The 25,179-nt window shown below is 72.0% G+C and carries 25 protein-coding genes, 1 tRNA gene and 1 pseudogene; 14 read left to right on the top strand and 13 right to left on the bottom strand.

All coding sequences use genetic code 11. The features are described 5' to 3' along the window. The first annotated feature begins 252 nt into the window (after positions 1-252). The 3 genes from E1262_RS09030 (at position 253) to E1262_RS09020 (ending at position 2,962) form a co-directional block, all read left to right on the top strand. The gene (locus E1262_RS09030) at positions 253-807 is read left to right on the top strand and encodes a hypothetical protein (RefSeq protein ID WP_132102790.1); all 555 of its coding nucleotides are present in this window, start codon (positions 253-255) and stop codon (positions 805-807) included. Further along, positions 804-1,079 carry a hypothetical protein gene (locus tag E1262_RS09025; RefSeq protein WP_132102789.1) on the top strand — a complete coding sequence of 92 codons (276 nt, stop codon included), beginning with the start codon at positions 804-806 and terminating at the stop codon, positions 1,077-1,079. Before E1262_RS09030 ends, E1262_RS09025 begins: the two co-directional genes overlap by 4 nt. A 146-nt stretch (positions 1,080-1,225) precedes the next feature. Continuing rightward, positions 1,226-2,962, top strand: a complete 1,737-nt coding sequence (locus tag E1262_RS09020; protein ID WP_132102788.1) for a PHP domain-containing protein — start codon at positions 1,226-1,228, stop codon at positions 2,960-2,962. Between the two features lie 64 nt (positions 2,963-3,026). On the opposite strand, the gene E1262_RS09015 is transcribed toward E1262_RS09020, so the two are convergent. Then, entirely contained in the window at positions 3,027-4,262 is a 1,236-nt protein-coding gene (locus E1262_RS09015; protein WP_132102787.1) for an asparaginase, read from the bottom strand. Positions 4,263-4,445: 183 nt separating this feature from the next. On the opposite strand from E1262_RS09015, the gene E1262_RS09010 reads away from it, so the two are divergent. Continuing rightward, positions 4,446-4,517, top strand: a tRNA-Val gene (locus E1262_RS09010). Positions 4,518-4,598: 81 nt separating this feature from the next. On the opposite strand, the gene helR is transcribed toward E1262_RS09010, so the two are convergent. From helR to E1262_RS32025, 5 genes and pseudogenes are all read right to left on the bottom strand, one after another. Continuing rightward, a complete protein-coding gene (gene helR, locus E1262_RS09005; RefSeq protein ID WP_132102786.1) occupies positions 4,599-6,755 on the bottom strand; it encodes an RNA polymerase recycling motor ATPase HelR in 2,157 nt (718 codons plus the stop codon). Between the two features lie 81 nt (positions 6,756-6,836). Beyond that, positions 6,837-7,175: a YciI family protein gene (locus E1262_RS09000; RefSeq protein WP_132102785.1), complete on the bottom strand. Its 339-nt coding sequence runs from the start codon at positions 7,173-7,175 to the stop codon at positions 6,837-6,839. 94 nt (positions 7,176-7,269) lie between these two features. Then, positions 7,270-8,205: an RNA polymerase sigma factor SigJ gene (gene sigJ / locus E1262_RS08995; protein WP_238992876.1), complete on the bottom strand. Its 936-nt coding sequence runs from the start codon at positions 8,203-8,205 to the stop codon at positions 7,270-7,272. A 72-nt stretch (positions 8,206-8,277) separates the two neighbouring features. Further along, positions 8,278-9,036, bottom strand: a complete 759-nt coding sequence (locus tag E1262_RS32030) for an SDR family oxidoreductase (RefSeq protein WP_203453703.1) — start codon at positions 9,034-9,036, stop codon at positions 8,278-8,280. A 150-nt stretch (positions 9,037-9,186) separates the two neighbouring features. Then, positions 9,187-9,474: pseudogene (locus E1262_RS32025) on the bottom strand (MmcQ/YjbR family DNA-binding protein); the annotation flags it as partial. 151 nt (positions 9,475-9,625) lie between these two features. Here E1262_RS32025 and E1262_RS08985 point away from each other — a divergent pair. Further along, positions 9,626-9,943 carry a hypothetical protein gene (locus tag E1262_RS08985; RefSeq protein WP_132102783.1) on the top strand — a complete coding sequence of 106 codons (318 nt, stop codon included), beginning with the start codon at positions 9,626-9,628 and terminating at the stop codon, positions 9,941-9,943. Between the two features lie 2 nt (positions 9,944-9,945). Here the strand turns inward: E1262_RS08985 and E1262_RS08980 are convergent, their stop codons facing one another. The 3 genes from E1262_RS08980 to E1262_RS08970 all read right to left on the bottom strand — a co-directional run bounded on the left by E1262_RS08980 (position 9,946) and on the right by E1262_RS08970 (position 11,362). After that, positions 9,946-10,407, bottom strand: coding sequence for a hypothetical protein (locus tag E1262_RS08980; RefSeq protein WP_203453699.1), 462 nt, complete (start codon positions 10,405-10,407; stop codon positions 9,946-9,948). Between the two features lie 62 nt (positions 10,408-10,469). Further along, positions 10,470-10,931 (bottom strand): peroxiredoxin, encoded by a 462-nt coding sequence (locus tag E1262_RS08975; RefSeq protein ID WP_132102782.1) that lies wholly within the window; start codon positions 10,929-10,931, stop codon positions 10,470-10,472. Then, positions 10,928-11,362 (bottom strand): DUF3052 domain-containing protein, encoded by a 435-nt coding sequence (locus tag E1262_RS08970; protein WP_132102781.1) that lies wholly within the window; start codon positions 11,360-11,362, stop codon positions 10,928-10,930. Before E1262_RS08970 ends, E1262_RS08975 begins: the two co-directional genes overlap by 4 nt. Positions 11,363-11,636: 274 nt before the next feature. Between E1262_RS08970 and aceE the strand changes: the two genes are divergently transcribed. Continuing rightward, complete coding sequence (aceE, locus tag E1262_RS08965) at positions 11,637-14,384, top strand: pyruvate dehydrogenase (acetyl-transferring), homodimeric type (protein ID WP_132102780.1); 2,748 nt, start codon at positions 11,637-11,639, stop codon at positions 14,382-14,384. Between the two features lie 34 nt (positions 14,385-14,418). On the opposite strand, the gene E1262_RS08960 is transcribed toward aceE, so the two are convergent. Next, a complete protein-coding gene (locus tag E1262_RS08960; protein ID WP_132102779.1) occupies positions 14,419-15,138 on the bottom strand; it encodes a pirin family protein in 720 nt (239 codons plus the stop codon). A gap of 13 nt (positions 15,139-15,151) precedes the next feature. Beyond that, entirely contained in the window at positions 15,152-15,634 is a 483-nt protein-coding gene (locus E1262_RS08955; RefSeq protein ID WP_132102778.1) for a hypothetical protein, read from the bottom strand. Between the two features lie 134 nt (positions 15,635-15,768). Between E1262_RS08955 and E1262_RS08950 the strand changes: the two genes are divergently transcribed. The 6 genes from E1262_RS08950 to E1262_RS08925 all read left to right on the top strand — a co-directional run bounded on the left by E1262_RS08950 (position 15,769) and on the right by E1262_RS08925 (position 22,369). Further along, positions 15,769-16,968: a PucR family transcriptional regulator gene (locus E1262_RS08950; RefSeq protein ID WP_132102777.1), complete on the top strand. Its 1,200-nt coding sequence runs from the start codon at positions 15,769-15,771 to the stop codon at positions 16,966-16,968. Positions 16,969-17,101: 133 nt separating this feature from the next. Next, positions 17,102-18,283, top strand: coding sequence for an acyltransferase domain-containing protein (locus E1262_RS08945; RefSeq protein WP_132102776.1), 1,182 nt, complete (start codon positions 17,102-17,104; stop codon positions 18,281-18,283). Between the two features lie 2 nt (positions 18,284-18,285). Beyond that, the gene (locus E1262_RS08940; RefSeq protein ID WP_132102775.1) at positions 18,286-19,305 is read left to right on the top strand and encodes a beta-ketoacyl-ACP synthase III; all 1,020 of its coding nucleotides are present in this window, start codon (positions 18,286-18,288) and stop codon (positions 19,303-19,305) included. 103 nt (positions 19,306-19,408) lie between these two features. After that, positions 19,409-19,654, top strand: coding sequence for an acyl carrier protein (locus tag E1262_RS08935; RefSeq protein WP_111255345.1), 246 nt, complete (start codon positions 19,409-19,411; stop codon positions 19,652-19,654). 4 nt (positions 19,655-19,658) lie between these two features. Further along, positions 19,659-20,918: a beta-ketoacyl-ACP synthase II gene (fabF, locus tag E1262_RS08930; protein ID WP_132102774.1), complete on the top strand. Its 1,260-nt coding sequence runs from the start codon at positions 19,659-19,661 to the stop codon at positions 20,916-20,918. Further along, positions 20,918-22,369 carry an acyl-CoA carboxylase subunit beta gene (locus tag E1262_RS08925; protein ID WP_132102773.1) on the top strand — a complete coding sequence of 484 codons (1,452 nt, stop codon included), beginning with the start codon at positions 20,918-20,920 and terminating at the stop codon, positions 22,367-22,369. Before fabF ends, E1262_RS08925 begins: the two co-directional genes overlap by 1 nt. A gap of 282 nt (positions 22,370-22,651) precedes the next feature. On the opposite strand, the gene E1262_RS08920 is transcribed toward E1262_RS08925, so the two are convergent. Together E1262_RS08920 and E1262_RS08915 are read right to left on the bottom strand one after the other, a co-directional pair. Next, positions 22,652-23,146 (bottom strand): DUF3145 domain-containing protein, encoded by a 495-nt coding sequence (locus E1262_RS08920; protein ID WP_162605828.1) that lies wholly within the window; start codon positions 23,144-23,146, stop codon positions 22,652-22,654. 155 nt (positions 23,147-23,301) lie between these two features. Then, complete coding sequence (locus E1262_RS08915; protein WP_132102771.1) at positions 23,302-24,423, bottom strand: DNA glycosylase AlkZ-like family protein; 1,122 nt, start codon at positions 24,421-24,423, stop codon at positions 23,302-23,304. Between the two features lie 148 nt (positions 24,424-24,571). Between E1262_RS08915 and E1262_RS08910 the strand changes: the two genes are divergently transcribed. Then, positions 24,572-24,841 (top strand): helix-turn-helix domain-containing protein, encoded by a 270-nt coding sequence (locus tag E1262_RS08910; RefSeq protein ID WP_203453698.1) that lies wholly within the window; start codon positions 24,572-24,574, stop codon positions 24,839-24,841. Between the two features lie 82 nt (positions 24,842-24,923). Next, the gene (locus E1262_RS08905; RefSeq protein WP_069110879.1) at positions 24,924-25,148 is read left to right on the top strand and encodes a helix-turn-helix transcriptional regulator; all 225 of its coding nucleotides are present in this window, start codon (positions 24,924-24,926) and stop codon (positions 25,146-25,148) included. The last annotated feature ends 31 nt before the right edge of the window (positions 25,149-25,179 follow it).

Here is a 25,179-nt window from a genome sequence, read left to right as displayed (position 1 = left end):
CCCTACCATGACCCCATAGCACCCACCCCTCCCCGGAGGGCGCTGGCGATGCTATCGAGCACGAGGCGCGGCATCCGGCCGGACAGTCTCGTACCGGCCGCTCAAGGTGGGACGGCACGGCGACCCGACGCGCATCTTCATGCCGTCCCCGTTCAGGGGTTCGGCTGCTGGGCGGCGCCGTCCCCATCCGCATGGCCACGACGGCTCCCCCGGCCCCCAGTCAGCTCATGAGCGACTCCATTGGAGGAACCCGTGGCCACCACACCAGCCGCGGACCGTCGTGACGTCATCGCCCGGTCCGCGTTCCTCAGCGACGATGTCGGCGAGATCATCGCCTGGCACGACACCGAGGGACCCGCCATCGACATCCGTCTCGCACCCGCCGAGTCCGGCCAGCGGGCCGACGTCTCCGTCACGCCGTCCGAGGTCCGCACCCTGGCCCGGCAGCTGACCGAGATCGCCGACACCGCGCAGCGGGCCGGCTGGACCCCGGCCGTGCTCGCCGACGCCCGGGAGCGGTACCTGCCCGGCCTGTCCGACGAGCAGATCATCGCCCGGCTCGACGCCCTCACCGCCCGGCTCGGCGGGCTCGTGCTGGGCTTCCGCGGCAAGGTCGACTGGCGGGCCGGGCGCATCCTCGTCGCCGAGACCGGCAACGAGCTGCTCGGCCGCGCGGCCACCGCGGTCGACGCCGCCGAGCAGTACCTGGCCGGCTACCAGCAGGCGGTCGACCAGCTCACCACCGTCAAGGCCGAGCTCGACCACGTCCGCCGGTTCTTCGAGCACGAGAGCGAGCTCGACCGATGACCGCCACCGCCTCTAACGACGAATGCGCGCTCAAGTGGTGCAACGAGGCCGGTGAGCACACCGAGCACCGCCAGTACCTCACGTCCCTGGTCGCCTGGCACCAGACCTGGCTGGTCGGGGTCAACGTCGTCCAGTCCGGCGGCGAACCCCTCTACGTCGAGCTCACCGCCACCACCCGGTTCTCCCCGCCGGCCACGGTGACGCTGCGACCCGACGAGGCCGAGGCGGTCGGGCAGGCCCTCATCGAGGCCGCCGCCCGCAGCGTCCGCTGAGCCGCCCGTGGCCGCCGCTCCGACGTCCGGGGCGGCGGCCGCAGGCCGCCGACAGTTCGCACGATTCGCCCCGAGCCGTCGCCTGACCGTCACCTGCCGGCGCGATAGTCCCGCCATCAGTCGACCCGGGCATGGAGAGGTGACCCATGTGTCACACCGCTGACCACGCACACGAGCACGACGCGTTCCACCACCACCCACACGACCTGAGCGACCCGGTGGACGCCGACACTTCCGCCGCCCTTGACCTGTCCATCGACGACGGCGACCTCTCCCCCACCCAGCTCTCGCGCCGCGGGCTGTTCCGCTCGGCCGGCATTCTCGGCGGCGCCACCGCGCTGGGGATGGCCGGTGTCACCCCCGCCATGGCCGAGGGCCGCGACGACGACCGCCACGGCTCGAGCGGCGGCAGCGTACGGCACTGGCTGGCCGGCGACCACCACATCCACACCCAGTACAGCTCCGACGCCATGTACCGGGTCATCGACCAGGTGCAGCACGGCGCCGCGTACGGCCTGGACTGGATGGTCATCACCGACCACGGCAACGCCACGCACTCCCGCATCGGCGTCGAGCTGGTCAACCCCGACATCCGGGCAGCTCGTGAGGTTCTTCCCCACACCCTGATCTTCCAGGGCCTGGAGTGGAACATCCCGGCCGCCGAGCACGGCACGGTGTTCGTCGCGCCGGGCCGTCACGAGGTCGCCGTCCTCAAGCAGTTCGAGACCGACTACGACGGCTCGGTCACCGGCACGTCCGACAGCAGCCCGGCCAACGAGGCGCTCGCGCTGGCCGGCATCACCTGGCTCGGCCGTCAGGTCGACCGGCGCCGGGTCGACGACGCGCTGTTCCTGGCCAACCACCCGGCCCGGCGGGGCGTCGACAGCCCGCACGAGATCCGTGCCTGGCGCGACGCCGACCCGCGCATCGCCATCGGCTTCGAGGGCGCGCCCGGCCACCAGGCGGGCGGCCTGCCCGCGGGCGTCGGCGCCGGGTCGGCGCGCGGCGGCTACGGCGGCGGCCCGAGCTCGAACTCGTTCCCCGGCTACCCGCTCGAGAGCTACCGCACCTGGGGCGGCTTCGACTGGATGACGGCGACCGTCGGCGGGCTGTGGGACAGTCTGCTGGCCGAGGGTAAGCCGTGGTCCATCAGCGCGAACTCCGACTCCCACACCAACTGGGGGGACACCAGCCGCCGTCCCGACGGCTCCAGCAGCGAGCAGTTCAACCGTGACGGCAAGTACGGCGACCCCGTGTACAGCGGCGGCGTCAACCTCACCGCCGCCGACTACTGGCCCGGTCTGTACTCCCGCACCCACGTGGGCGCCTCGAAGCGCGACTACCTCGCCGTGATGCGCGGCCTGCGCGACGGCCGCGTCTGGGTCGACCACGGCCGGCTGGTCAAGTCGGTCGACGTCACCGTCCGCGTTCGCGGCGACCGCGGCTCGGCCGTCCCGCTCGGCTCCACGCTGCGGGTCCGCCGCGGCACGCGGGTCGAGCTCGTCGTCCGCATCACCGCGCAGGACGTCCCCAACTGGTCGCAGTTCGTGCCACGGCTCAACCGCGTCGACCTCATCCGCGGCGCGGTCGAACCGGGCCATGCCGAGGAGCGCGACACGTTCGTCGCGCCCGACACCCGGGTCGTCCAGCAGTGGGACACCTCGGGCCGCACCGGCAGCTATGAGATCGTCCACGACCTCGGCCGGGCCGAGGACGCGTTCTACGTCCGGCTGCGCGGCACCGACGGCAACCGCTCGCAGCCCGGTTTCCTCGGCGCCGCCATCGACCCCGAGGGTCCCGCCCTCGACGTCGTCGGCAACGCCGACCCGTGGCTGGACCTCTGGTTCTACACCAACCCCATCTGGGTGCTGCCCACCCGCTGAGGCGTCGACCCGCCGGCGGCCGGCCTCCCTTGCCGGGGAGACCGGCCGCCGGCGCGACTCGCCGCTACGAGGTCTGCAGCGACGGCAGCGCCGAGGTGATGTCGGCCTGCAAGCTCGCCCACTCCACGAAGTCGGCGCGCACCTCGTCGACGCCGTCGTTGAAGGCCAGCGCCATCATGAGCAGCAGCCGGGCATGCGGCGCGTTGAGCGAGTCGGCCGGGAAGACCGCGCCGCTGCCGCCGTACACGCTGCCCGACCCGGTCCGGGTCGTCGACGCGAACATCACGCCGGCCTGGACCGCCCGGTTACGGGCCTGGCTCGCCGCGCCGGAGATGCCGCCGGCGCCGGTCCCGGCGGTGACGATGCCCTCGACGCCGGCCGCCGCCCAGGCGTCGATCGCCTCGCCGCCGGCCTCCTGGGCGTTGTAGAAGATCTCGACCCGCGGCAGCTCCGCCTTCTCGATCGTGGTCAGATCGAACGGCGTGCGCCAGTTGCGCAGCGCGTTCGCCGTCGTCACCACCCTCCCCCGCGTCTCGAACACCCGCAGCGCCCGGGCCGGCATCCGCATGATCCGCACCTTGAGGTCGTCGACGTAGCCGAGGATGCCGAACTCCGGCGTCTGGAAGGTGTCCATCCGATACGACGACGTCTTCGTGACGTCGCGCACGGCGTGGATCTCGTCGTTGAGCATGAGGACGGTGCCGAACCACGCGGTCTTGCCGCTGGCCGCCGTCACGATCGCGTTGAACAGGTTGGCCTGCGCGTCGGACCCGATGACCGTCCACGGCCGCATCGCGCCGGTGATGACGACCGGCTTCGGGCTCTGCACCGTCAGGTCGAGGAAGTAGCCGATCTCCTCCATCGTGTCCGTACCGGTCGTGACCACGACCCCGTCGGACGTCTTCAGCGCGTTGTCGACGGCCAGCGACAGGTCGTACAGCTCGGCGATCGTGTAGCCGCCGGAGCCCTTGTTGCCGAACTGCAGGCTGTTCACGTTCGCCACCTCGTCGAGGTTGGGTACTTCGGCGAGCATGTCCTCCATCAGCAGCGTGCCGGCGCGATAGCGCTGGAAGCTGGTCGGCGTGTCCGACCGACCCGCCATCGTGCCGCCCGTGGCGACGACCGTGACAGTGGGCAGAGCGTCGTCCGCGGCGCGGACGACCGACTTCGGGACGGTCTGCGGGGGCTGTGCCGGCGCACCGTCGGCGCCGGGCAGGAACACGAGCATCAGGGCGACGGCGGCCGCGACCGCCAGCGGGACACGGCCACGCAACGCCGCGACGTTCCGGTGGAACGACATCTGAAGGGCACCTCCGGCTCACAGGACCAGGGACGCCCCATAAAGCATCAATGATCCGTTACAGGGAGGAACCGCCCGATTTTCCACCGCGTTACGGCTGCCGGCGCACCGACGACAGCAGGTCCGGCGTCGATTTCGAGGTCCCGCCGGTCTCCCGATACCCTGAGCCTTCGCACGTCGACGGGGCGCATAGCTCAGCGGTAGAGCACTGGTCTTACAAACCAGGGGTCGTAGGTTCGAACCCTACTGCGCCCACATCCGATGACCCGCACAGCCATGGTCAGCGTGCGCTGCGATGGCCCGTGAGCGCAGCGGCCGGCGCGGCTGCACCCGACATCAGGAACTGGTGAGAATCACGAGTCGCTGGGTGGCCCGGGTCATCGCGACGTAGCGGTCGACCGCGCCCTCGATGCCCTCGCCGAACGTCCGCGGATCGACGAGCACGACCAGGTCGAACTCGAGCCCCTTCGCCAGCTCGGGGGTCAGCGACCGGACGCGGGACGTCGCACGGAACGTGGGATCGCCGATGACGCACGCGATGCCTTCGGCGTGTTCGGCCAGCCACGCGTCCAGGACCGCGTCTCGTTCCGACACGGACCCGTGATGGACGGTGACGCCGCCGCGGCGGATGGAGACCGGCACGTTCGCGTCCGGGAGCGCCGCCCGGATGACCGGCTCGGCCTCCGCCATGACCTCCTCCGGCGTGCGGTAGTTGATGCTCAGCGAGGCCACGGTGATCCGGTTCAGCCCGATCCGCTCGAGCCGCTGCTCCCACGACTCGGTGAACCCGTGCCTGGCTTGGGCGCGGTCGCCGACGATGGTGAAGCTGCGGGACGGGCAGCGCGCGAGCAGCATCTGCCACTCCGCGTCGGTCAGCTCCTGCGCCTCGTCGACGACGATGTGCGCGAACGGGCCGGCCAGCTGGTCCGGGTCGGCGGCGGGCAGGGCGTCCGCGTCGTCCAGGGCGGTCGTCAGATCCTCCCCGCGCAGCATGGACATCAGCTGCATCTCGGAGTCGTCGGTCTCGATCAGGTGACCGACCACCCGGGCCCGCTCCTGCCGCTCGGCGGCGCGGGCCGCTTCCTGCCGGCGCCGGCGTCGCGACGTCTCGGGATCGCCGAGCCGCTGCCGGGCGGCGTCGAGCAGGGGCAGGTCGGACACCGTCCAGGCCTGGGCGTCCCGTCGCTGCAGCGCCCGGACCTCGTCGGCGCTGAGCCAGGGCGCGCACAGCCGCAGGTAGGCCAGCACCGACCACAGGTCCCCGACGACGTCGGCCGCGTCGAGCACCGGCCACGCCCGGTTGAACGTCGTGACCAACTGCCGGTTCTGCAGCAGCGATTTCGCGAACAGCTCGGCCGGGACGTCGCCGTCCTGCCGGTCCAGCAGCATCGTGACCAGCTCGTCCCAGATCAGGTCGCGCGCCTCGTTGTGCGGCGTGCCCGGATCCGGTGCGTCGAACGCCTCGGCCCAGTCCTCGGCGGTGAGCCGGACGTCGTCCCAGTGGGTGGTGACCGTCATGCCTTCGGCGGGCGGCTCCTCGTAGAACCGGACCGCCTTCTCGATCGCCTTCACCAGGCCTGCGGACGACTTCAGCCGGGCCACCTCCGGGTCGGTCTCGACGGCCGCCGTGGCTCCCTCGGCGACCAGGTCGAGCAGAGTGCACGTCCGCACGCCCTCCTCGCCGAGGCTGGGGAGGACGTCGGCGACGTAGGCGAGGTACGGCTGGTGCGGACCCACGACCAGCACACCGCCCCGGCGGCGCCCGAGGCGAGGATCGGAGTAGAGGAGGTACGCGGAGCGGTGCAGCGCGACGACCGTCTTCCCCGTGCCGGGACCGCCGTCGACGACGAGCGCGCCCCGCGAGCCCGCGCGGATGATGGCGTCCTGGTCCGCCGCGATGGTGCCGAGCACGTCGCGCATCCGGTCCGACCGGCTGCTGCCCAGGCTGGCGATGAAGGCGGACTGGTCATCGAAGGCGACGCGCGCGGCGTCGTTGGCAAGGCCGTCCGGGGTGAACACCTCGTCCCAGTAGTCGCCGATCCGGCCGCGCGTCCAGCGGTACCGGCGGCGGCTCGTCAGGCCCATCGGGTTGGCGTGCGTCGCGCCGAAGAAGGGCTCGGCAGCCGGCGAGCGCCAGTCGTGCAGCAGCCGGCGGCCGGATCGGTCGGTGAGGCCGAGCCGTCCGATGTACATGGGCTCGGGGTCGTCCGCGCGGACGATGTGCCCCAGGCACAGGTCCAGGCCGAAGCGGCGCAGGGTGCGCAGCCGGGCGGTCAGCCGGTGGATCTCCAGGTCACGGTCCATGGCCTCCTGGCCGGTGCCCCCGGGCGCCTTGCGCGCGGCGGCGAGGCGGTCGGACAGCTCGGCGATCGTCTGCTCGAGGCTCTCCGCGATGGCCGCGAAGTGCCGCTCGTCGCCGGCGATCAGTGCCGGGTCGGCCTTGGGGGCGAGGTGGTCGTGAAGGTCGAACGCGCTGGTGGCCAAGGGGTTCACCTCATGAACTCCGATCTGCGGGTGGCCACCTTAGAGGGAAGATTCACAGCTCATGATCAAGGATCGCGTCGGCGGGCTCGTTCACGCGGGCAGAGCGTCTCCTGGAAAGCCATGGCACGAGTAGACCTCGCAGAGGATCATCCTGGCCCGGACGCAGGGGTCCGCGTCCATGATCTCCTCGGCTTCCTCGGTCGGCACGTTCATGATGGCCACGCCGGCCAGTGCGTCGGAGGCGATCGGACACAGGATCGCAATCACGCCGTCAGCGCGCAGCGACACCATTCGTCGTTGGTGCTCCAGTTCCGTTGCTTCAGCACCGTCCATGTTCCTCTCCGGACCCCACCGAAGGACCGCCAGGCTGTAAGGCTTCGCCCTTTCCGCCAGATCCCGAATCTGCTCGTCGGTCACGATCGTGTTCATGATGTCTCCTCGATCCTTGTCAACCGAGCGATGGCTGCACCCACCACATCGGCGATGTCTTGCGGTCCGCAGCCCGGTCCCGGCGGTTCGAACCCTAATGCGCCCACTCCGCGTCGGTGCCGGCCTCGGGCGCCGGCTCGAACTGCCGCATCTTGTCCGGGTTGACGACGAAGAAGACCCGCTCGACGCCGCGTTCGGTGGCGTCGAGGGCGAGGATCGCCAGCGGCATGCCGGCGTCGTCGGCCACCAGAACGCCGGCCCCGCCGTTGACGTCGACGACGGTGAACGTGGCCTCGTGCCAGTACTTGCGCAGGATGTTGTCGATGAACAGCACCACCCGCGCGACGCCGCGCAGCTCGACCCGCGACGCGTGCACCTTGCCGCCGCCGTCCGCCCGCGCGACGACGTCCTGGGTGAACAGCCGCTCGAGCGCCTCGAGGTCGCCGTCGCGGGCCGCGGCGACGAACGTCTCGAGGAGCCGGCGGCGGACCGGGGGCGGGGCCGGCGCGGACCGGTCTGACTCCAGGGCCAGGCGGGCGCGACGGGCCAGCTGCCGGGCGTTCGCCTCGGAGATCTCGAGGATTTCGCCGATGCGCCGGTAGGGGTAGTCGAACGCCTCGTGCAGGACGTACACCGCCCGCTCGGCCGGATTGAGCTTCTCGAGCAGCAGCAGGACGGCGAGGTCGAGCGCCTCGGCGCGCTCCGCGCCCAGCGCGGGGTCGTCGCTGGTGTCGACCGGTTCGGGCAGCCACGGGCCGGGGTAGGTCTCGCGGCGGGCGCGGGCCGACGTCGCCGCCGTCAGGGCCAGCCGGGTCGCCGTGGTGGTGAGGAAGGCGGCCGGGTTCTCGACCTCGCTGCGGTCGGTGCGCTGCCAGCGGATCCAGGCGTCCTGGACGATGTCCTCGGCCTCGGCGACACTGCCCAGCATGCGATAGGCGATGCCGAACAGCTGCGGGCGTACGTCGAGGAACGCGGCGACGCCGTCCTCGCGCAGGTGGCCGTCCCGTTCCGCGAGCCCGTCCGTCGTCACGGGACCAAACCTATACGGCGAGGGGTCCGCCACGGGCGGCCCGCGGCAGACCCCGTCGCCGACGGCCGGGCCCTACTTCACGGCCTGGGCCTGGGCCGCGCGCCAGTCCTCCAGCCGGGTGGCGCCGCGGCGGGCGTCGTCGGCGGGGACGAGCGTGTACTCCTCGAGGACGCCGCCGAAGTAGCGCGCCGCCGGGTCGGTGCGGACCTCCCGCGGGTCCTGGCGGGCGGCGAGGGTGGTGCGAACGAGCTCGTCGAGCCGGAACCGCTCCGGGCCGCCGACCTCGACGATCGCGTTCAGCGGGCTGCCGGCCGCGACCTCGGCGACGGTTGCGGCGACGTCCTGCGCGGCGATGGGCTGGATGTACACCGGCGCGAGGCTGACGACGCCGTCGTGGGTGGCATCGTCGGTGATGCCCTTGAGGAACTCGAAGAACTGCGTCGCGTGGACGATCGAGTAGGGCACGGAGGAATCGGCGATGAGCTTCTCCTGGGTGAGCTTCGCGCGGAAGTAGCCGTTCTCGGCCAGCCGGTCGGTGCCGACGACGGACAGCGCGACGTGGTGGCCGACGCCGGCCTTCTCCTCCGCGGCGAGGAGGTTGCCGGTGGACGTCTGGAAGAACTCCATCGCGGGCGCGGCCTCGAACGACGGCGAGTTCGACACGTCGACGACGACGTCGGCACCGTCGAGCGCCTCGGCCAACCCCTCGCCGGTGATCGTGTTGACGCCGGTGTTGGGAGCGGCTGCCACGGCCTCGTGACCGTGGTCGCCGAGGAACGCGACCACCTTCGAGCCGATCAGCCCGGTGCCGCCGATGACGACGATCTTCATGGTGCTGCCTTTCCGGAGGGTCTGTGGCGGCCGGGGTGACCGCCCTACACCAGGACGACCGGACGGCTCGCCGATCCGTGACAACCCCTGAAGCGGCAGGCGGTCGCCCTGCTGCTCGACGAGGACCTCGGGCGCGGTCAGCCGCCAGGCCTCGAACGTCAGCTCCACCAGCTCGTCCCGTTCGATGCCGTCGAGGTGGACGACCACCCAGCCGAAGGCGCCCGCGGTGAACTGGATCTCGAACACGTGCGGCCGCTCGGCCACCAGGGCGAGCTGCTCGGCGATGGTCTGCTTCAGCCCGACGGTCGACGTGGCCGGCCACAGGTACCCGAACGTCCGGCCGTGCACCCGGAACGTCGTCCACCGGTCGGAGTCGGTCCCGGTGGCCCCGGGCAGCCGGTCGATGATGGCGAGGAAGTCGGCGATCGGCACGGCCATGCCCCCATCGAAGCAGGTGCGCCAGCCGTCCGCGCCTCCGGACTGGTCCGGTCCGGAGCGACGGCGGCCGCCGTCGTGGGGTATCCAAGCGGTGAGGCGACGGCCCGGCGCAACGGTGCGCCGGTGCCGGCGCCGCACAAGGGGGCACGACATGAGGGATCTCGTCGCCGAGCTCGATCAAGCACTCGGTGGTTTACCGGCGGCCGATCGGCGTGCGGCGCTGCGGGCGCTCATGCCGTCGGTGGTGCGCTGGTACCAGCAGTCGCTCGACCTCGACGATCGCGGCCGGCCGGCCGACATCGACGTGCTGCTCTGGGTGGAGGAGCTGTCGGCCGGGCTGATCGGGCCGCTGTGCGCCGCCGCCCAGGACGTCCGGCGCGCCGCGACGCCCCCGCGTCAGGCGCGGCCGGCGAGGCGGATGCCGAGCCAGCGGTTTCCGCGGGCGGGCGCCGGCTGGTCCGGCCCCTGACGTCAGGCGGCGCCTTCGGGCGGGACCTTCTCCTGTTCCTGGGTCGTCGGACCCGTGGCGGCGAGGGCGTCGGCGATGGCCGACTGGGTGGGCCGGGCCGGCGCGCGACCAAGGACGCGGTCGATGGCGCTGGCGACGTCGGCGGAGAGGTCGCGGCTGTCGGTGCGGCGGTGCCGGCCGGGGCCGGGCATCCGGATGGCGAACCCGCGGTCCATCGTCGTCTCGACGGCGAGGAACTCGGCCGTGGCCGACGCCTCGCAGGAGCGGCACACGGTGTGGCCGAGCCGGCGTACAAGCGTGGTGGCGCCGCAGACCGAGCAGTGATCGAGGTCGGCGGACCAGCCCTTCGTCTGCTGGCAGTCGGGGCAGATCAGCACCTGCTCATCGGCCCGGACCCCGCGCACCCACAGGTTCGTCCCCCGGGCAGGGTCGGACTGGCGGGCGCCACAGCGGTAGCACGGCACGGGCGAGCTCCCTTCCTGCTGTCGTCGTTCTGGACCGGCGAACGCCGAAGGTGCCCGGACCGTCAGGCCGCGCCGAGCGAGCTCAGCACGCGCCGGTAGTCGTCGACGTCCCTGGCATCGGGAAGTGCGTTGACGACGTCCCAGCGGACGATCCCCCCTGCGTCCACTACGAAGGTACCCCGAACGGCGCAGCCGCGGTCGTGATCGAAGACACCGTACGCCGTCGCAACCGCCCCATGTGGCCAGAAGTCGGACAACAGCGGGAAATCCAGGCCGGCGGTGTCGGCGAACACCCGCAGCGCGAACATCGAGTCGCACGAGACGGCCAGGACGTGCGCGGCGTCGCCGACGGCGGGGATCAGGGAGTCGCGGATCGCGGTCAGTTCGCCGGTGCACACACCCGTGAACGCGAACGGGAAGAACGCCAGTACGACGGGCCGGCCGCGCAACGAGGAGAGCCGGACTGCCGAACCGTGCTGGTCCGGCAGTTCGAAGTCCGGTGCCGGCGCACCGACCAGGCTCACTTGCGAGCCGACCCCTTGGGGGCGACCAGCTTGGTGCCGGACCAGTCCTCGGCCGCCGACACGGTGGACGTGGTGGACAGGCCGGCGGTCAGTGCGGCGTCGGCGATGTCGCTGGCCTCGACGGCGCCGTCGCGGCCCACCTTCGGCGTCAGCAGCCACACCACGCCGCCGGGAGCGAGATCGGTGGTCGCGTCGACCAGGGCGTCGGCGAGGTCGCCGTCGTCCTCGCGCCACCACTGCAGTATCACGTCGGCGACCTCGCCGGACTCGCCGTCGAGCAGCTCGGTGCCGGTGACTTCCTCGATGTCGATACGCAGATCGTCATCGCAGTCCTCGTCCCAGCCGAGCTCCAAGACCACCTGGTTCGGACGGAAGCCGAGCTTGGCGGCCGGTCCGTCGTGCTGGTCCGAGTGGCCCGCGATCTGGCCCACCGATCGTCCTCCTCGCAGTCGTCGCGGCACGCCCCCTGCGTACCGCGTTTGCTGTAGTCCACCCAAGGACGCGCCCTTGCGCAAGTGAACCCGCCAGACCAAGCCTGACACGCTCACTCGAACGCGCCTATGGTGCCCCTGCTCAGCGCGCTTGGAAAGACGTCCGCGGGCCCGAATGTGACGTACGGCCGCCGAGCGAGCAGGATAGGAAGACACAACCCGAACTCATCGCGACGCTCACATCGGCGTCCTAGAAGACCACGAAGGGACAGTCGTGGCTGCCGACCGCTCGCCGATCATCATCAACGGCCTTCCGAGCCAGCTCCCCGACATCGACGCCGACGAGACCAGGGAGTGGCTCGAGTCGTTCGATGCCGCCATCGACCAGCGCGGACGCCATCGCGCGCGCTATCTCATGCTGGCGCTGCTGCAGCGCGCCCAGGAGCGGCAGGTGGGCGTCCCCAGCCTGCGCAACACCGACTACATCAACACCATCCCGCCGGAGGCCGAGCCGTGGTTCCCGGGCGACGAGTACGTCGAACGGCGCATCCGGGCGTACATCCGGTGGAACGCGGCGATGATGGTGCAGCGCGCCCAGCGGCCGGGGGTCGGCGTCGGCGGGCACATCTCCACGTACGCCTCGTCAGCGGCGCTCTACGAGGTCGGGTTCAACCACTTCTTCCGCGGCAAGGACCACGCCGGTGGCGGCGACCAGATCTACTTCCAGGGACACGCCTCGCCCGGCATGTACGCCCGGGCCTACCTCGAGGGCCGGCTGACGGAGAGCCAGCTCGACGGGTTCCGGCAGGAGCTCTCGCACGCGGGCCTGGGCGGCGGGCTGCCGTCGTACCCGCACCCGCGGCTGATGCCCGACTTCTGGGAGTTCCCGACGGTGTCCATGGGCCTGGGCCCGCTGAACGCCATCTACCAGGCCCGGTTCAACCGCTACCTGCACCACCGCGGCATCAAGGACACCAGCCAGCAGCACGTGTGGGCGTTCCTCGGCGACGGCGAGATGGACGAGCCCGAGACCATCGGCGCCATCGGCGTGGCCGCCCGCGAGGAGCTCGACAACCTCACCTTCGTCGTCAACTGCAACTTGCAGCGCCTCGACGGCCCGGTGCGCGGCAACGGCAAGATCATCCAGGAGATGGAGGCGCTGTTCCGCGGCGCCGGCTGGAACGTCATCAAGGTCATCTGGGGCCGCGAGTGGGACCCGCTGCTGGCCGCCGATACCGACGGCGCGCTGGTCAACCTCATGAACGTCACACCCGACGGCGACTACCAGACGTACAAGGCCGAGTCCGGCGCGTACGTCCGCGAGCACTTCTTCGGCCGCGACCCGCGCACCCGCAAGATGGTCGAGGACATGTCCGACGACGAGATCTGGGGGCTCAAGCGCGGCGGGCACGACTACCGCAAGCTGTACGCGGCGTACAAGGCGGCCACCGAGCACACCGGCCAGCCCACCGTCATCCTCGCCAAGACGATCAAGGGCTGGACGCTGGGCTCGCACTTCGAGGCCCGCAACGCCACCCACCAGATGAAGAAGCTGACCGGCGACGACCTCAAGCTCTTCCGCGACCGCCTGTTCATGGAGATCCCCGACTCCGCGCTCGAGGACGTCTACGACCCGCCGTACTTCCACCCGGGCAAGGACTCCGACGAGTACGCCTACATGATGGAGCGGCGGCAGAAGCTCGGCGGCTTCCTGCCCGACCGCCGCACGCCGGCCAATCCGCTGGCGCTGCCCGGCGACAAGGCCTACGAGGTAGCCAAGCGGGGCTCCGGCAAGCAGCCGGTGGCCACGACGATGGCGCTGGTCCGGCTGGTGAAGGACCTGCTCAAGGACCCCGAGATCGGCAAGCGGCTGGTCCCCGTCATCCCCGACGAAGCCCGCACGTTCGGCATGGACTCCCTGTTCCCGACGCTGAAGATCTACTCGCCGCACGGGCAGAACTACACGCCCGTCGACCGTGAGCTGTTCCTGTCCTACAAGGAGGCCAAGGACGGGCAGATCCTGCACGAGGGCATCAACGAGGCCGGCTCGGTGGCCTCGTGGACGGCGGCGGCCACGTCGTACGCCACCCACGGCGAGCCGATGATCCCGCTGTACATCTTCTACTCGATGTTCGGGTTCCAGCGCACCGGCGACGGCTTCTGGGCCGCGGCCGACCAGCTGGCCCGCGGCTTCGTCCTCGGCGCCACCGCCGGGCGCACCACGCTGAACGGCGAGGGCCTGCAGCACGAGGACGGCCACTCCGTGCTGCTCGCGTCGACCAATCCGGCGGTCGTGCACTACGACCCCGCGTTCGCGTTCGAGATCGGGCACATCGTCAAGGACGGCCTGCGCCGCATGTACGGCGAGGACTCCAAGAACGTCTTCTACTACCTCACCATCTACAACGAGCCGTACGTGCAGCCCGCGGAGCCCGACGACCTCGACGTCGAGGGCCTGCTCAAGGGCATGTACCTCTACCAGCCCATGCAGACCGCGCCCGGCGACAACGTCCCGCACGCGCAGATCCTCGCCTCCGGCGTCGGCATGAACTGGGCGCTCGAGGCCCAGCAGCGGCTGGCCGACGAGTGGGAGGTCGCGGCCGACGTCTGGTCGGTCACGTCGTGGAACGAGCTGCGCCGCGAGGCCCTCGCCGCCGACGAGTGGAACCTCATGCACCCCGGCGAGGAGGCCCGCGTCCCGCACGTCACCGCGCGGCTGCGCGAGGCCCGTGGCCCGGTCGTCGGCGTCAGCGACTACCTGCGCGCGGTGCAGGACCAGATCGCGCCGTACGTGCCCACCGACTACTCCTCGCTGGGCACCGACGGCTTCGGCCTGTCCGATACCCGGGCGGCGCTGCGGCGGCACTTCAAGGTCGACGCCCAGTCGATCGTCATCAGCGTGCTGACGCTGCTGGCCCGGCGCGGCGAGATCCCGTGGGAGACCGTCAAGCAGGCCCACGAGCGTTACAAGCTCGACGACGTCAAGGCCACGACCGCCGAGGAGGCCGGCGGCGAGTCCTGACCGGCGGCGGCGCGGGACCGCCCGGCGCGGGACGTCAGCCGGCGGCGTGCATCTCCCACACGAGCAGCTCGGCGGCGGCGTGGGCGGTCACCGTCCGGCCGCCCTCGTCGGTGAACCGGACGGCGTCGCCCTCGTCCAGGCGGCCGGCGGTCTCGACGTCGGCCGTCCCGCGCGCGACGTAGACGTGCACGAACGGCGCCGACGGCAACGTCACCCTGTCGCCGGCGCGCAGCCGGGCGACGTGCAGGGCGGCGGCCGGCTGCCCGAGCCCGACCGCGACGTCGCCGGCGTGCCGCCGCAGCCCGCTGACCATCGGCACCAGCCCGCCGCCGGCGAGGTCGGCGGTCACGTCGGCCTGGCCGTACGACGGATCCGCCCCGGGCACGCCCGGCGGCACCCACATCTGCACGAACCGCGCCCCTGCGCCGGCCGCCAGCTCGGAGTGACGGACGCCGCGACCGGCACTCATCCGCTGCACGACCCCCGGCACCAGCTCGCCGCCGTGTCCCGTGGTGTCCTCGTGCACCAGCGCACCGGAGAGCACCCACGTCACGATCTCGACGTCGCGGTGCGGGTGCACCGGGTACCCACCACCCGGCGCGGCGACGTCGTCGTTGGCCACGACCAGCAGCCCGAAGCCCACGTTGCCCGGGTCGTAATGCGGCCCGAACGAGAACGAGTGCCGCGACACCACGCCGTCGCCGGGCGTGGCGGACCGGTCGCCCGCCCGCCGCACGTCCACCGCCGGACCCATCGGGAGACCCGGCTCAGAGCCCGGTGCGGGCGCCCGCCGACTCCATCCGGGCCAGCCACTCGCGCAGCCGGTCCGCCGTCGGCGCCGTCAGCAGCAGCCCGGCGACGCTGAACAGCGCGCCGATCGCCACCGGCAGCCACACCCCGCGGGCGAACGAGTTGACCAGCCCGATCAGTGTCGGCAGCTCGGCGAACACCAGGCTGAGGAACGCCGCACTGCGCAACTGGCCGGCCGCCTTGACCTCGTTAGGAGCGGCCGTGGCCGGCCAGGGCCGGACGAGGCGGCGCGGGACGAACAGCGCGGCGGCCACGAAGACCACGCTCACCAGGATCGCGCCGAACGCGTCGACGCCCGATCCGGCCTCGTCGCCGACGGTGAACACCGCCACCGCCGCGATGGCCACGACACCGCCGAGCATGGCGAAACTCACCAACCGCAGCGCGCGGCCCAGAGCGTCGGTAGGAGCGCCCTCACCGGGCGATGTGGGTGTCGACATGGCCCGGAGCCTAACGCCAGGCCGATCGGCCCACGACGCAGGACCGCCCGGCGGCGGCCTGGATTGTCCAGTCACCACAACGACCACGGCCCTGGTCCACCGCGGCGGGGGCCCGGCCGCGTACGCTGCCGAGCATGCGGCCAACCCCCGACGCCGAGCTGCCCGGCGCCCACGGCACCAGCCGGCACGAGCGCACCGTGCATCTCCTGGAGCGCGCGACCGGACGGCTCGCGACTGCCGCGATCGCCCGCATGGAGGAGACGCTCAGCTGGTACCGCGCGATGCCCGCCGAGCAGCGGTCGTGGGTCGGTCTGGTGATCCAGGCCGGCATCGCGGCGTTCGTCGACTGGTACCGCAACGCCGACGAATCCCGGCCCACCCCGACGGCCGACGTGTTCGGCACCGCGCCGCGCGACCTCATCCGCTCGATCAGCCTGCAGCAGACGGTCGAGGTCGTCCGGGTCGCGATCGAGGTGGTGGAGGACAGCGTCGAGGACGTCGTCGGGCCGGACGACGCCCGCAACGTCCGCGAGGGTGTGCTGCGCTACTCCCGCGAGGTCGCGTTCTCCGCCGCGCACGTCTACGCCCGCTACGCCGAGGCGCGCGGCTCGTGGGACGCCCGGCTGGAGGCGACCGTCGTCGACTCGCTGCTGCGCGGCGAGGTCGACGAGGACGTCCGGTCGCGGGCGTCCGCGCTGGGCTGGACCGCGGCCAGCGGCGTCGCCGTCATCATCGGCCGGCCGCGGCCCGACGACGGCACCTCGGCCGACGAGATCCGGCGCTCGGCCCGGCACGCCGGGTACGACGTGCTCACCGGCGGGCAGGGCGACCGGCTGGTCGCGGTGCTCGGCCGGGTCGAGGACCCGCTGCAGGCGGCGACGGCGATCGTCACCCACTTCGGCCCCGGCCCAGTGGTCGTCGGCCCGCTGGTCCCGGACCTGGTGTCGGCGGCGACGTCGGCCCGGCCCGCGGTCACCGGGCTGCTGGCGGCGGCCGGCTGGCCCGACGCGCCCCGTCCCGTCGCGGCCGGCTCGCTGCTGCCCGAGCGGGCGCTCGCCGGCGACCAGGACGCGCTGAACGACCTGGTCACAGAGCTCTACGTGCCGATCGCCGAGGCCGGTCCGGTCATCCTCGAGACGCTGGCCGCCTACCTCGAGACCGGCGCGTCCGTCGAGGCGGCGGCCCGGCTGTTGTTCGTTCACCCGAACACCGTCCGCTACCGGCTGCGCCGGGTGTCCGACGTGGTCGGGCTGACGCCGACCGACCCTCGAGACTCGTACACGCTGCGGCTCGCGTTGTCACTGGGACGGATGAACCCGCCGGTCATCGAGTGATGGTTTCCTGTGGCCGGCGGCGAGGTCTGACGCCAGTCTCCAAGGACATTGTGGGAAACCCCCAAAGTTAGTGGGACGACCTTGTGACTGCGGCCGACCCCTTCTACGGCCCGGTAGCCGCGAGGCTTGAAGGGTGCTTGTGATCGTCGCTCCCGGTCAGGGATCCCAGACGCCCGGCTTCCTCGCGCCGTGGCTGGAGGAGCCCTCGTTCGCCGCCCGTATCGACTGGCTCTCCGCCGTCGCCGGGCTCGATCTCGCCCACTACGGCACCGAGGCCGACGCCGACACCATCCGCGACACCGCGATCGCCCAGCCGCTGCTGGTGGCGTCGGGCCTGGTCGCCGCGCTCTCGCTGTTCCCGCACCCCGCCGACGCGTTCACGACGGTGGGCGCGGTGGCCGGGCACAGCGTCGGTGAGATCACCGCCGCGGCCGGCGCCCGCGTCATCACCGCCGAGCAGGCCATGGTGTTCGTCCGCGAGCGCGGCAACGGCATGGCCGAGGCCGCCGCGAAGGAGTCCACCGGCATGACCGCCGTTCTCGGCGGCGACCCGGACGATGTTCTCGCGACGCTGGAGCGGCACGGCCTCACCCCCGCCAACGTCAACGGCGCCGGCCAGGTGGTCGCCGCCGGCACCGTCGCCCAACTCGAGGCGCTGGCCGGCGACCCGCCACAGGGCGCTCGGCTGCGCCCGCTGTCCGTCGCCGGGGCGTTCCACACGACGCACATGGCGACGGCGGTCAAGCGGCTGCGGCATTACGCGCAGTCGATCAGCACGCACGACCCGCGCACGCTGCTGCTGTCCAACCGCGACGGCCAGATCGTGCACGACGGCCGCCAGGTGCTGGACCGGCTGGTCGCCCAGGTGTCCAACCCGGTCCGCTGGGACCTGTGCATGCAGACGATGGCCGACCTCGGCGTCACCGGCCTGCTGGAGGTGCCGCCTGCCGGCACGCTGACCGGCCTGGCCAAGCGGGCGCTGCCCGGAGTGGAGACGTTCGCGCTGAAGACGCCGGACCAACTCGACGACGCCCGCGCTTTCGTCGAGAAGCACGGCCAGCCCAGCCAGCTCATCACCAACCCGACGTGGCGCCTGCTCGTCGCACCGCTCAAGGGCACGTTCGCGTCCAGCGGCGCCAAGTCCGGCGACCGGCTGGCAGCCGGCGACACCGTCGGGACGGTCAGCTCGCTGCGCGACACCGTCCAGGTCACCGCGGGGCACGGCGGCACCATCATCGAGTGGCTGGTCGAGGACGGCGACCCCGTCGCCCCGGGCCAGCCGCTGGTCCGGCTGCACCCCGAGGCGGTGGCGTGAGCATGAGCGGTGTCACGATCCAGGCCGAGCGTCAGCCGCGGGCGTCGCGGATCCTCGGCATCGGCGGCTACCGGCCCAGCCGGGTGATCACCAACGCCGAGATCATCGAGAACATCGACTCCTCTGACGAGTGGATCCGCACCCGCTCCGGCATCGAGAGCCGCCGCTGGGCCACCGACGACGAGACCGTCGTCTCGATGAGCCTCGCCGCGGCCCAGAAGTCGCTGGCCGACGCCGGCATCCAGCCCGAGCAGGTCGACTGCGTCATCGTCTCGACCGTCACGCACCTGTACCAGACGCCGTCCGCGGCGGCCGAGATCGCGCACAAGCTGGGCACCAACAAGGCCGCCGCGTTCGACATCTCCGCCGCGTGCGCCGGGTTCTGCTACGGCCTGTCGCTGGCCTCGGACATGGTGCGCGCCGGCACCGCCGGCCACGTCGTCGTCATCGGCGTCGAGCGGCTGTCCGACCTCACCGACAAGACCGACCGGTCGACGGCGTTCCTGTTCGCCGACGGCGCCGGCGCGGCCGTCGTGGGCCCGGCCGCCGGCCCCGCCGAGGCGGGCATCGGCCCGGTCGTGTGGGGCTCCGACGGGCAGCATCTGGACCTCATCAAGCAGCGCGAGGACTGGCGCGACGCCCTGTTCAACGAGAACGGCCCGGACATGCCGCACCTGGTCATGCAGGGCAACCCGGTCTTCCGGTGGGCGTCGTACGAGATGGCGAAGGTGGCTCAGGAGGCGCTCGACGCCGCCGGCGTCACCGTCGACGACCTCGACGTCTTCGTGCCGCACCAGGCCAACATGCGCATCACCGATGCGATGGCCCGCACGCTGAAACTGCCGGAGCGGGTCGCCATCGCCCGCGACATCTCCACCCAGGGCAACACGTCGGCCGCATCGATCCCGCTGGCCATCGAGCGGATGCTCGAAACGGGCGAGGCCCAGAGCGGCGACCTCGCTCTGATCATCGGATTCGGCGCCGGGCTGGTCTACGCCGGCCAGGTGATCCGGATCCCCTGACGTTGCGCCACCGTGCCCGCCCGACGACGTGCGGACACCTACGATCGTCACCGACCACGGTCGGTCACGAGCATCACCCAACCCAACGAGGAGAACGACAGACATGGCCAGCACCGAGGAGATCCGCGAGGGTCTTGCCGAGATCGTCAACGAGATCACCGGCGTTCCCGCCGAGGACGTGCAGCTCGACAAGTCCTTCACCGACGACCTCGACATCGACTCGCTGTCGATGGTCGAGGTGGTCGTGGCCGCTGAGGAGAAGTTCGGCGTGAAGATCCCCGACGAGGAGGTCAAGAACCTGGCCACCGTCGGCGACGCCGTCACGTTTATCGAGAAGGCAGGGTCCTGACCTCATGGCACGTTCCCAGGCACGAGTCGTCGTCACCGGGCTCGGCGCCACCACGCCCGTCGGGGGCGACGTAGCGTCGACCTGGGAGTCCCTGCTCGCCGGGCGTTCCGGCGTGCGCAAGCTGACCCAGGAGTGGGTCGCCGACCTGCCGGTGCAGATCGGTGCACCGGCCGCCGTCGACCCCTCCGAGGTCCTCCCCCGCGTCGAGGCCCGGCGCCTGGACCGCTCGGCCCAATTCGCGATCATCTGCGCCCGGGAGGCGTGGGCCGACGCCGGATTCTCCGGCAAGGCGAGCGAGGCCGGGCTGGACCCCGACCGCGTCGGGGTCGTGTGCGCCTCCGGCATCGGCGGGCTCACGACGCTGCTGTCCAACTACGACCAGCTCCGCGACTCCGGCCCGCGCCGGGTGTCGCCGCTGGCGATCCCCATGCTGATGCCGAACAGCCCGTCCGCCAACGTGAGCATCGACCTGCAGGCGCAGGCCGGCGCGCACACCCCGGTGAGCGCCTGCTCGTCGAGTGCCGAGGCGATCGCACTCGCCGTCGACATGATCCGGCTGGGTCGGGCCGACGTCGTCGTGGCCGGCGGCACCGAGGCGGTCATCTCGCCGCTGCCGATCGCCGCGTTCGCCAACATGATGGCGCTGTCCAAGCGCAGCGACGACCCGACGGTCGTCAGCCGCCCGTTCGACAAGAACCGCGACGGGTTCGTGCTCGGCGAAGGCGGCGCGCTCATGGTGCTGGAGTCGGCCGAGCACGCCGAGGCTCGCGGCGCAAGGGTCTACGCCGAGGTCGCCGGTGCCGGCATGAGCGCCGACGCCCACCACATCGCGCAGCCCGAGCCCACCGGCCGCGGCGTCATCACCGCCATCCGCAAGGCGCTCGCCGACGCCGGCCTGTCCCCTGAGGACATCGGTCACGTCAACTGCCACGCCACGTCCACCCCGGCCGGCGACGTCGCCGAGTCGGTGGCCCTGAACGCGGTGTTCGGCGACCGGACGCCGTCCATCCCGGTCACCGCGCCGAAGTCCATGATCGGGCACCTGCTCGGTGGCGCCGGAGCCGTCGAGTCGCTGGCCACGGTGCTCACCCTGCACCACGGCCTGGTTCCACCCACGGCGAACGTCGATGACGTCGACGACGACATCAACCTCGACATCGTCCGCACCACCCCGCGGAAACTCGACGACGGTCCGCTGGCAGCCCTGAACGACTCGTTCGGGTTCGGCGGGCACAACGTCGTCCTCGCCTTCAGGAGGGCCTGATGACCGCTCTGGCAGATCGTCCGGCATCGCAAACATCGAGAGAGCCGACTGCGTCTTCCAGGCCGCCGCGGGACGAGGACCCGCGCCATCCCAAGCGCCGGCTCGCCGCCCTGTTCGACGAGGGCTCGCTCGAGCTGATCAGCGCCGACGACCTCAGCGGCATGCTCGCCGCCGTCGGCACGGTGCACGGGACGCCGGTCGTCGCGTTCTGCTCCGACGCCACCGTCATGGGTGGCGCGATGGGTGCGGACGGCTGCCAGGTGGTCGTCGAGGCGTACGAGCGGGCGCTGGCCGACGGCGTCCCGATCATCGGCCTGTGGCACTCCGGCGGTGCCCGGCTGCCCGAGGGCGTGCTGTCGTTGCACGCCGTCGGCCAGATCTTCGCGGCCATGACCCGCGCGTCGGGCAGGATCCCGCAGCTGTCGGTCGTGCTCGGCCCGGCCGCCGGCGGCGGCGCGTACGGCCCGGCGCTCACCGACATCGTGATCATGGGCCCCGAGGGCCGGGTCTTCGTGACCGGCCCCGAGGTGGTCCGCTCGGTCACCGGCGAGGACGTCGACATGCTGCGGCTGGGCGGCCCGGAGCCGCACGGCCGCCGCTCCGGCGTCGTCCACGTCGTCGCGAGCACGGAGCGGGAGGCGCTGGACCGGGCGCGGGCGCTCGGTGCGCTGCTCGGCTCGCAGGGGTTGCTGGACGTTGCTTCGGTCGAGGACCGTGACCTCGGCGTGCACTTCCCGGAGTCGGCGAAGCGCGCCTACGACGTCCACCCGATCGTCGAGGACCTCCTCGACGAAGGCACCGGAGTCGAGCTGCACCCGCGATGGGCGCCGAACATCACCACCACGCTGGGCCGGTTCGGCGGCCGCACCGTCGGGATCATCGCGAACAACCCGCTGCGCCTCGGCGGCTGCCTCGACTCGATCTCGGCCGAGAAGGCAGCCCGGTTCGTCCGCATGTGCGACGCGTTCGGCGTCCCGCTGCTGGTCGTCGTCGACGTCCCCGGCTACCTCCCCGGCGTCGGCCAGGAGTGGGACGGCGTCGTCCGGCGTGGCGCGAAGCTGCTGCACGCGTTCGCCGAGGCGACCGTGCCGCGGGTGACGCTGGTGACCCGCAAGGTCTACGGCGGCGCATACATCGCGATGAACTCGCGGGCCCTGGGCGCGACTCGCGTTCTTGCCTGGCCGACCGCTGAGGTCGCCGTCATGGGTGCCGTCGCCGCCGTCCGCGTCCTGCACCGCCGCAAGCTGGCCGAGGTGGCCCCCGAGCTCCGCCCGCAGGTCGAGGCCGAGCTGGCCGAGGAGCACGCCCGCATCGCCGGCGGCCTCGACCGCGCCATGGAGATCGGCGTCGTCGACGAGGTCGTCACCCCCGAGCAGACCCGCTCGGCGCTGGCCCGCGCGATCGCCGAGGCTCCCGACCGGCGCGGCTCGCACGGCAACATCCCGCTGTAGGGCCGGCCGTCCCACCAGACCCGAGCTCCCGCCTCGCCAGGGCCATCTGGCTGGGGCGGGAGCTCGCTGTGCGCTCCGACAAAACGGAGCGCCCCGGACCGTTGGTCCGGGGCGCTGCTACGTGGTGAGGCCGCTGTATTTCCCGGTCACCGGGCCGGGGACAACCACCGATGCCGGAGCGGCCACGTCTTGAGGTGTGTTACCTGTCCGTGACCATACCGAGGACTTGGCGTCTTGTGAAGGCCCTGTCGCGGATGAATTTCCGACCCGCCACTCAACCGTTCAGACGACCTGGTGGAGCCACCGGACCGGGGCGCCGTCGCCCGCGTAGCGGAACGGTTCGAGCTCCTCGTCCCACGGCGCGCCGAGCAGCCGACGCAGCTCTTCCTCGAGGTCGACCTCGCCCATCGCCGCCTTCACGACGGCGGCCTTGATGCGGTCCTCGGGGATCATGATGTCGCCGTGGACGCCCGTCACCGCGTGGAAGACGCCGAGCTCCGGAGTGTAGGAGTAGCGCGCGCCCTCGCAGCCGGGACTGGGCTCCTCGGTCACCTCGAAGCGCAGGTGCATCCAGCCGCGCAGCGCCGACGCGATCTTGGCCCCGGTGCCGGCGGCACCCTGCCACGACAGCTCGGCACGGTACATCCCTGGTGCGGCCGGCTGCGCGCTCCACTCCAGCTTCACGCGCACACCAAGAGCGCCGGCCACTGCCCACTCGATGTGTGGGCACAAGGCCGACGTAGCGGCGTGGACGTACAGAACGCCACGAGTCGTCACCGGATCCTCCTGCGGTTCGAGGGACGCCTTCCCCTGCGACCTCGTTCCGTCCAGGTGAACCTGCGACGGCTCCATTGTGCACGACGATGCACCCGGCCGCCACGTTCCCGGTGGCAGATCGCTCCGGCGTGTCCCGGCGCAGCCGGCCGGCCGACTCAGCCTGCCGTCTCGATCCTCACCTCCTTGGCGTCGACGAACCGCCCGATGACGTCGGCGTCGGCGCGGACGGACTCGTGGTCGGTCCAGCCGGGCGGCAGCGCGCCGAACGCGGTCGCCGTCAGGGTGAGCCGGCGCCGGTCGGTCCGGCGCCGCCAGGTGCCGGCGATCTCGCCGTCCCGCAGAACGATGCCGGGGTTCGCCGCGGCGGCCCAGACCTGTCGCCGCGCGGCGGCGTCGGGCACCAGGAACTCGCGGTCGGCCAGTTCGGTGAGCGGATCGTACGGACCGAGCACCCGCAGCTCGCCCGGCTCAGGCACCGCCTCGAACAACGGCGCGTCGGCCGCGAGGATCGAGCCGCGCCGACCGTCGACCTCGACGTCGGTGAGGTCGGCCTCGGCCAGCGACCACCAGCGCTTCGCCGCGGCCGGCGAGAGCGAGAGCCAGGCGGCCAGATGCGCCGGCCGCGCCGGCCCGGCGGCGTGGACGAACCGGCGGACGAGCTCGGCCCGCGCCGCGGAGACCCGGGCCTCCGCAGCCTCACCGGCGGCACCGGCCGCAGGACCGCCATCGAGCGACGCAGTGCGGAACCGGAACACCGACGGCGACTCGACGTCGATGACGAGCCGCGCCTGCAGCGTGGCGAACCGGAACAGCGCGTCCTGCACGTGGTGGACGCCGCAGCCTTCGCACCACGGCGCCAGCCAGCGGTCGATCCGGGGCGAGACGGCGCCGGACAGCTCGCCCTTGGTGCGCGCCATCCCATCGGCCATGACGTCGCGCATGACGGCCGCCACCTGGTCGATGCCCGCGCCGAAGCCGGCGCCGATCTCGGTGCCGAACGGGCCGATCGACGGCTTGGCCAGCTCGGCGCCATCGTCGACGCGCAGCGCCGCGGCCAGCAGCCCGAGATCGGACGACCGGTGCAGGTGCATCGCGGCTCGCATCGAGTGCACCAGCACGCCGTCGTCGTCACCGTCCCCACCCCCGCGGAGCGCCACGGCGAGCCGCGCCGTCATGCCCGCCGGATGGTCCTGGACGCCTGTGAGCAGCACCGCGCCCGGCCCGGACAGCCCACTGACCGCGGCCCGGTAGGCGAGCACCTGCGCGCGCGTGATCACGAGTCAACCCTGCCACCGACCACCGACATTCGTCCCTTGTCCCTCGTGGGGCTCGCCGCTGCCTGGGACCTCGCGGTCAGCGCTCGAATAACAAGAATGCCATCCATAGTCTGTCGACCCATAGTGCCCAGGCCCGGACCGTGGACGAGTGTCCACGACCGAGGAGTACGCCCGCGGCCTGCGCGAGGCGTTCGCCGCCCGGCTGCAGGAGCTGCGCGACGCCGCCGAGCCGGAGCTGAGCCAGGAGGCGCTGGCCATCGCCGCCGGGCTGGATCGCTCGTACGTCGGGATGCTCGAGCGGGCCGAGCGCACCCCGTCGATCTTCGTCGTGCATCTGCTGGCAGCCGCGTTGGGCCGCCCGGCCAGCGATCTACTGCCCGATCACCCACTACCCGTTCTGCCCGCTGTACCCGAATAGTGCCCTCGCCCGGGGTGGCCGAACCCGGGCATGCTACTCATAGTCTGTAGATCTTGAACGGGGCGACCCGCAGCGTAGACGGGTGCCCCAGCCTCCCGACGACGAGCGCCGCGCCCTCAGCGCGTTCGGCACCCGCGTCCGGGAGCTCCGTCGTGAGCTGGGCCTCAGCCAGGAAGACCTCGCCGATCGCGCCAACCTCCACCGCACCTACGTCGGCTCGATCGAGCGCGGCGAGCGCAACGTGGCCCTGCTCAACATCCATCGCCTCGCCCGGGCACTGGGCGTCACCGCCCGCGATCTGCTCTGACGCGAGGGTGCTCTCCATAGTCTGTCGACGA

It is taken from the genome of Jiangella aurantiaca (genome assembly GCF_004349105.1).
Classification (GTDB): Bacteria; Actinomycetota; Actinomycetes; order Jiangellales; family Jiangellaceae; genus Jiangella; species Jiangella aurantiaca.
The sequence above is the reverse complement of the archived record's forward strand: the minus strand, read 5'-3'. Positions and strand labels throughout refer to the sequence as shown.

What these genes read in the sequence shown, in the direction of transcription:
- E1262_RS09015 (WP_132102787.1), bottom strand. Translation starts at nt 4,262, where the DNA reads ATGTCGTTCCACCGGAACGTCGCGGCGTTGCGTGGCCGTGTCCCGCTG.
- E1262_RS09020 (WP_132102788.1), top strand. Translation starts at nt 1,226, where the DNA reads ATGTGTCACACCGCTGACCACGCACACGAGCACGACGCGTTCCACCAC.
- E1262_RS08940 (WP_132102775.1), top strand. Translation starts at nt 18,286, where the DNA reads ATGAGCGGTGTCACGATCCAGGCCGAGCGTCAGCCGCGGGCGTCGCGG.
- fabF (WP_132102774.1), top strand. Translation starts at nt 19,659, where the DNA reads ATGGCACGTTCCCAGGCACGAGTCGTCGTCACCGGGCTCGGCGCCACC.
- E1262_RS08985 (WP_132102783.1), top strand. Translation starts at nt 9,626, where the DNA reads ATGAGGGATCTCGTCGCCGAGCTCGATCAAGCACTCGGTGGTTTACCG.
- E1262_RS08955 (WP_132102778.1), bottom strand. Translation starts at nt 15,634, where the DNA reads ATGTCGACACCCACATCGCCCGGTGAGGGCGCTCCTACCGACGCTCTG.
- E1262_RS08935 (WP_111255345.1), top strand. Translation starts at nt 19,409, where the DNA reads ATGGCCAGCACCGAGGAGATCCGCGAGGGTCTTGCCGAGATCGTCAAC.
- E1262_RS09025 (WP_132102789.1), top strand. Translation starts at nt 804, where the DNA reads ATGACCGCCACCGCCTCTAACGACGAATGCGCGCTCAAGTGGTGCAAC.
- E1262_RS09000 (WP_132102785.1), bottom strand. Translation starts at nt 7,175, where the DNA reads ATGAACACGATCGTGACCGACGAGCAGATTCGGGATCTGGCGGAAAGG.
- E1262_RS08950 (WP_132102777.1), top strand. Translation starts at nt 15,769, where the DNA reads ATGCGGCCAACCCCCGACGCCGAGCTGCCCGGCGCCCACGGCACCAGC.
- E1262_RS08925 (WP_132102773.1), top strand. Translation starts at nt 20,918, where the DNA reads ATGACCGCTCTGGCAGATCGTCCGGCATCGCAAACATCGAGAGAGCCG.
- E1262_RS08960 (WP_132102779.1), bottom strand. Translation starts at nt 15,138, where the DNA reads ATGGGTCCGGCGGTGGACGTGCGGCGGGCGGGCGACCGGTCCGCCACG.
- E1262_RS32030 (WP_203453703.1), bottom strand. Translation starts at nt 9,036, where the DNA reads ATGAAGATCGTCGTCATCGGCGGCACCGGGCTGATCGGCTCGAAGGTG.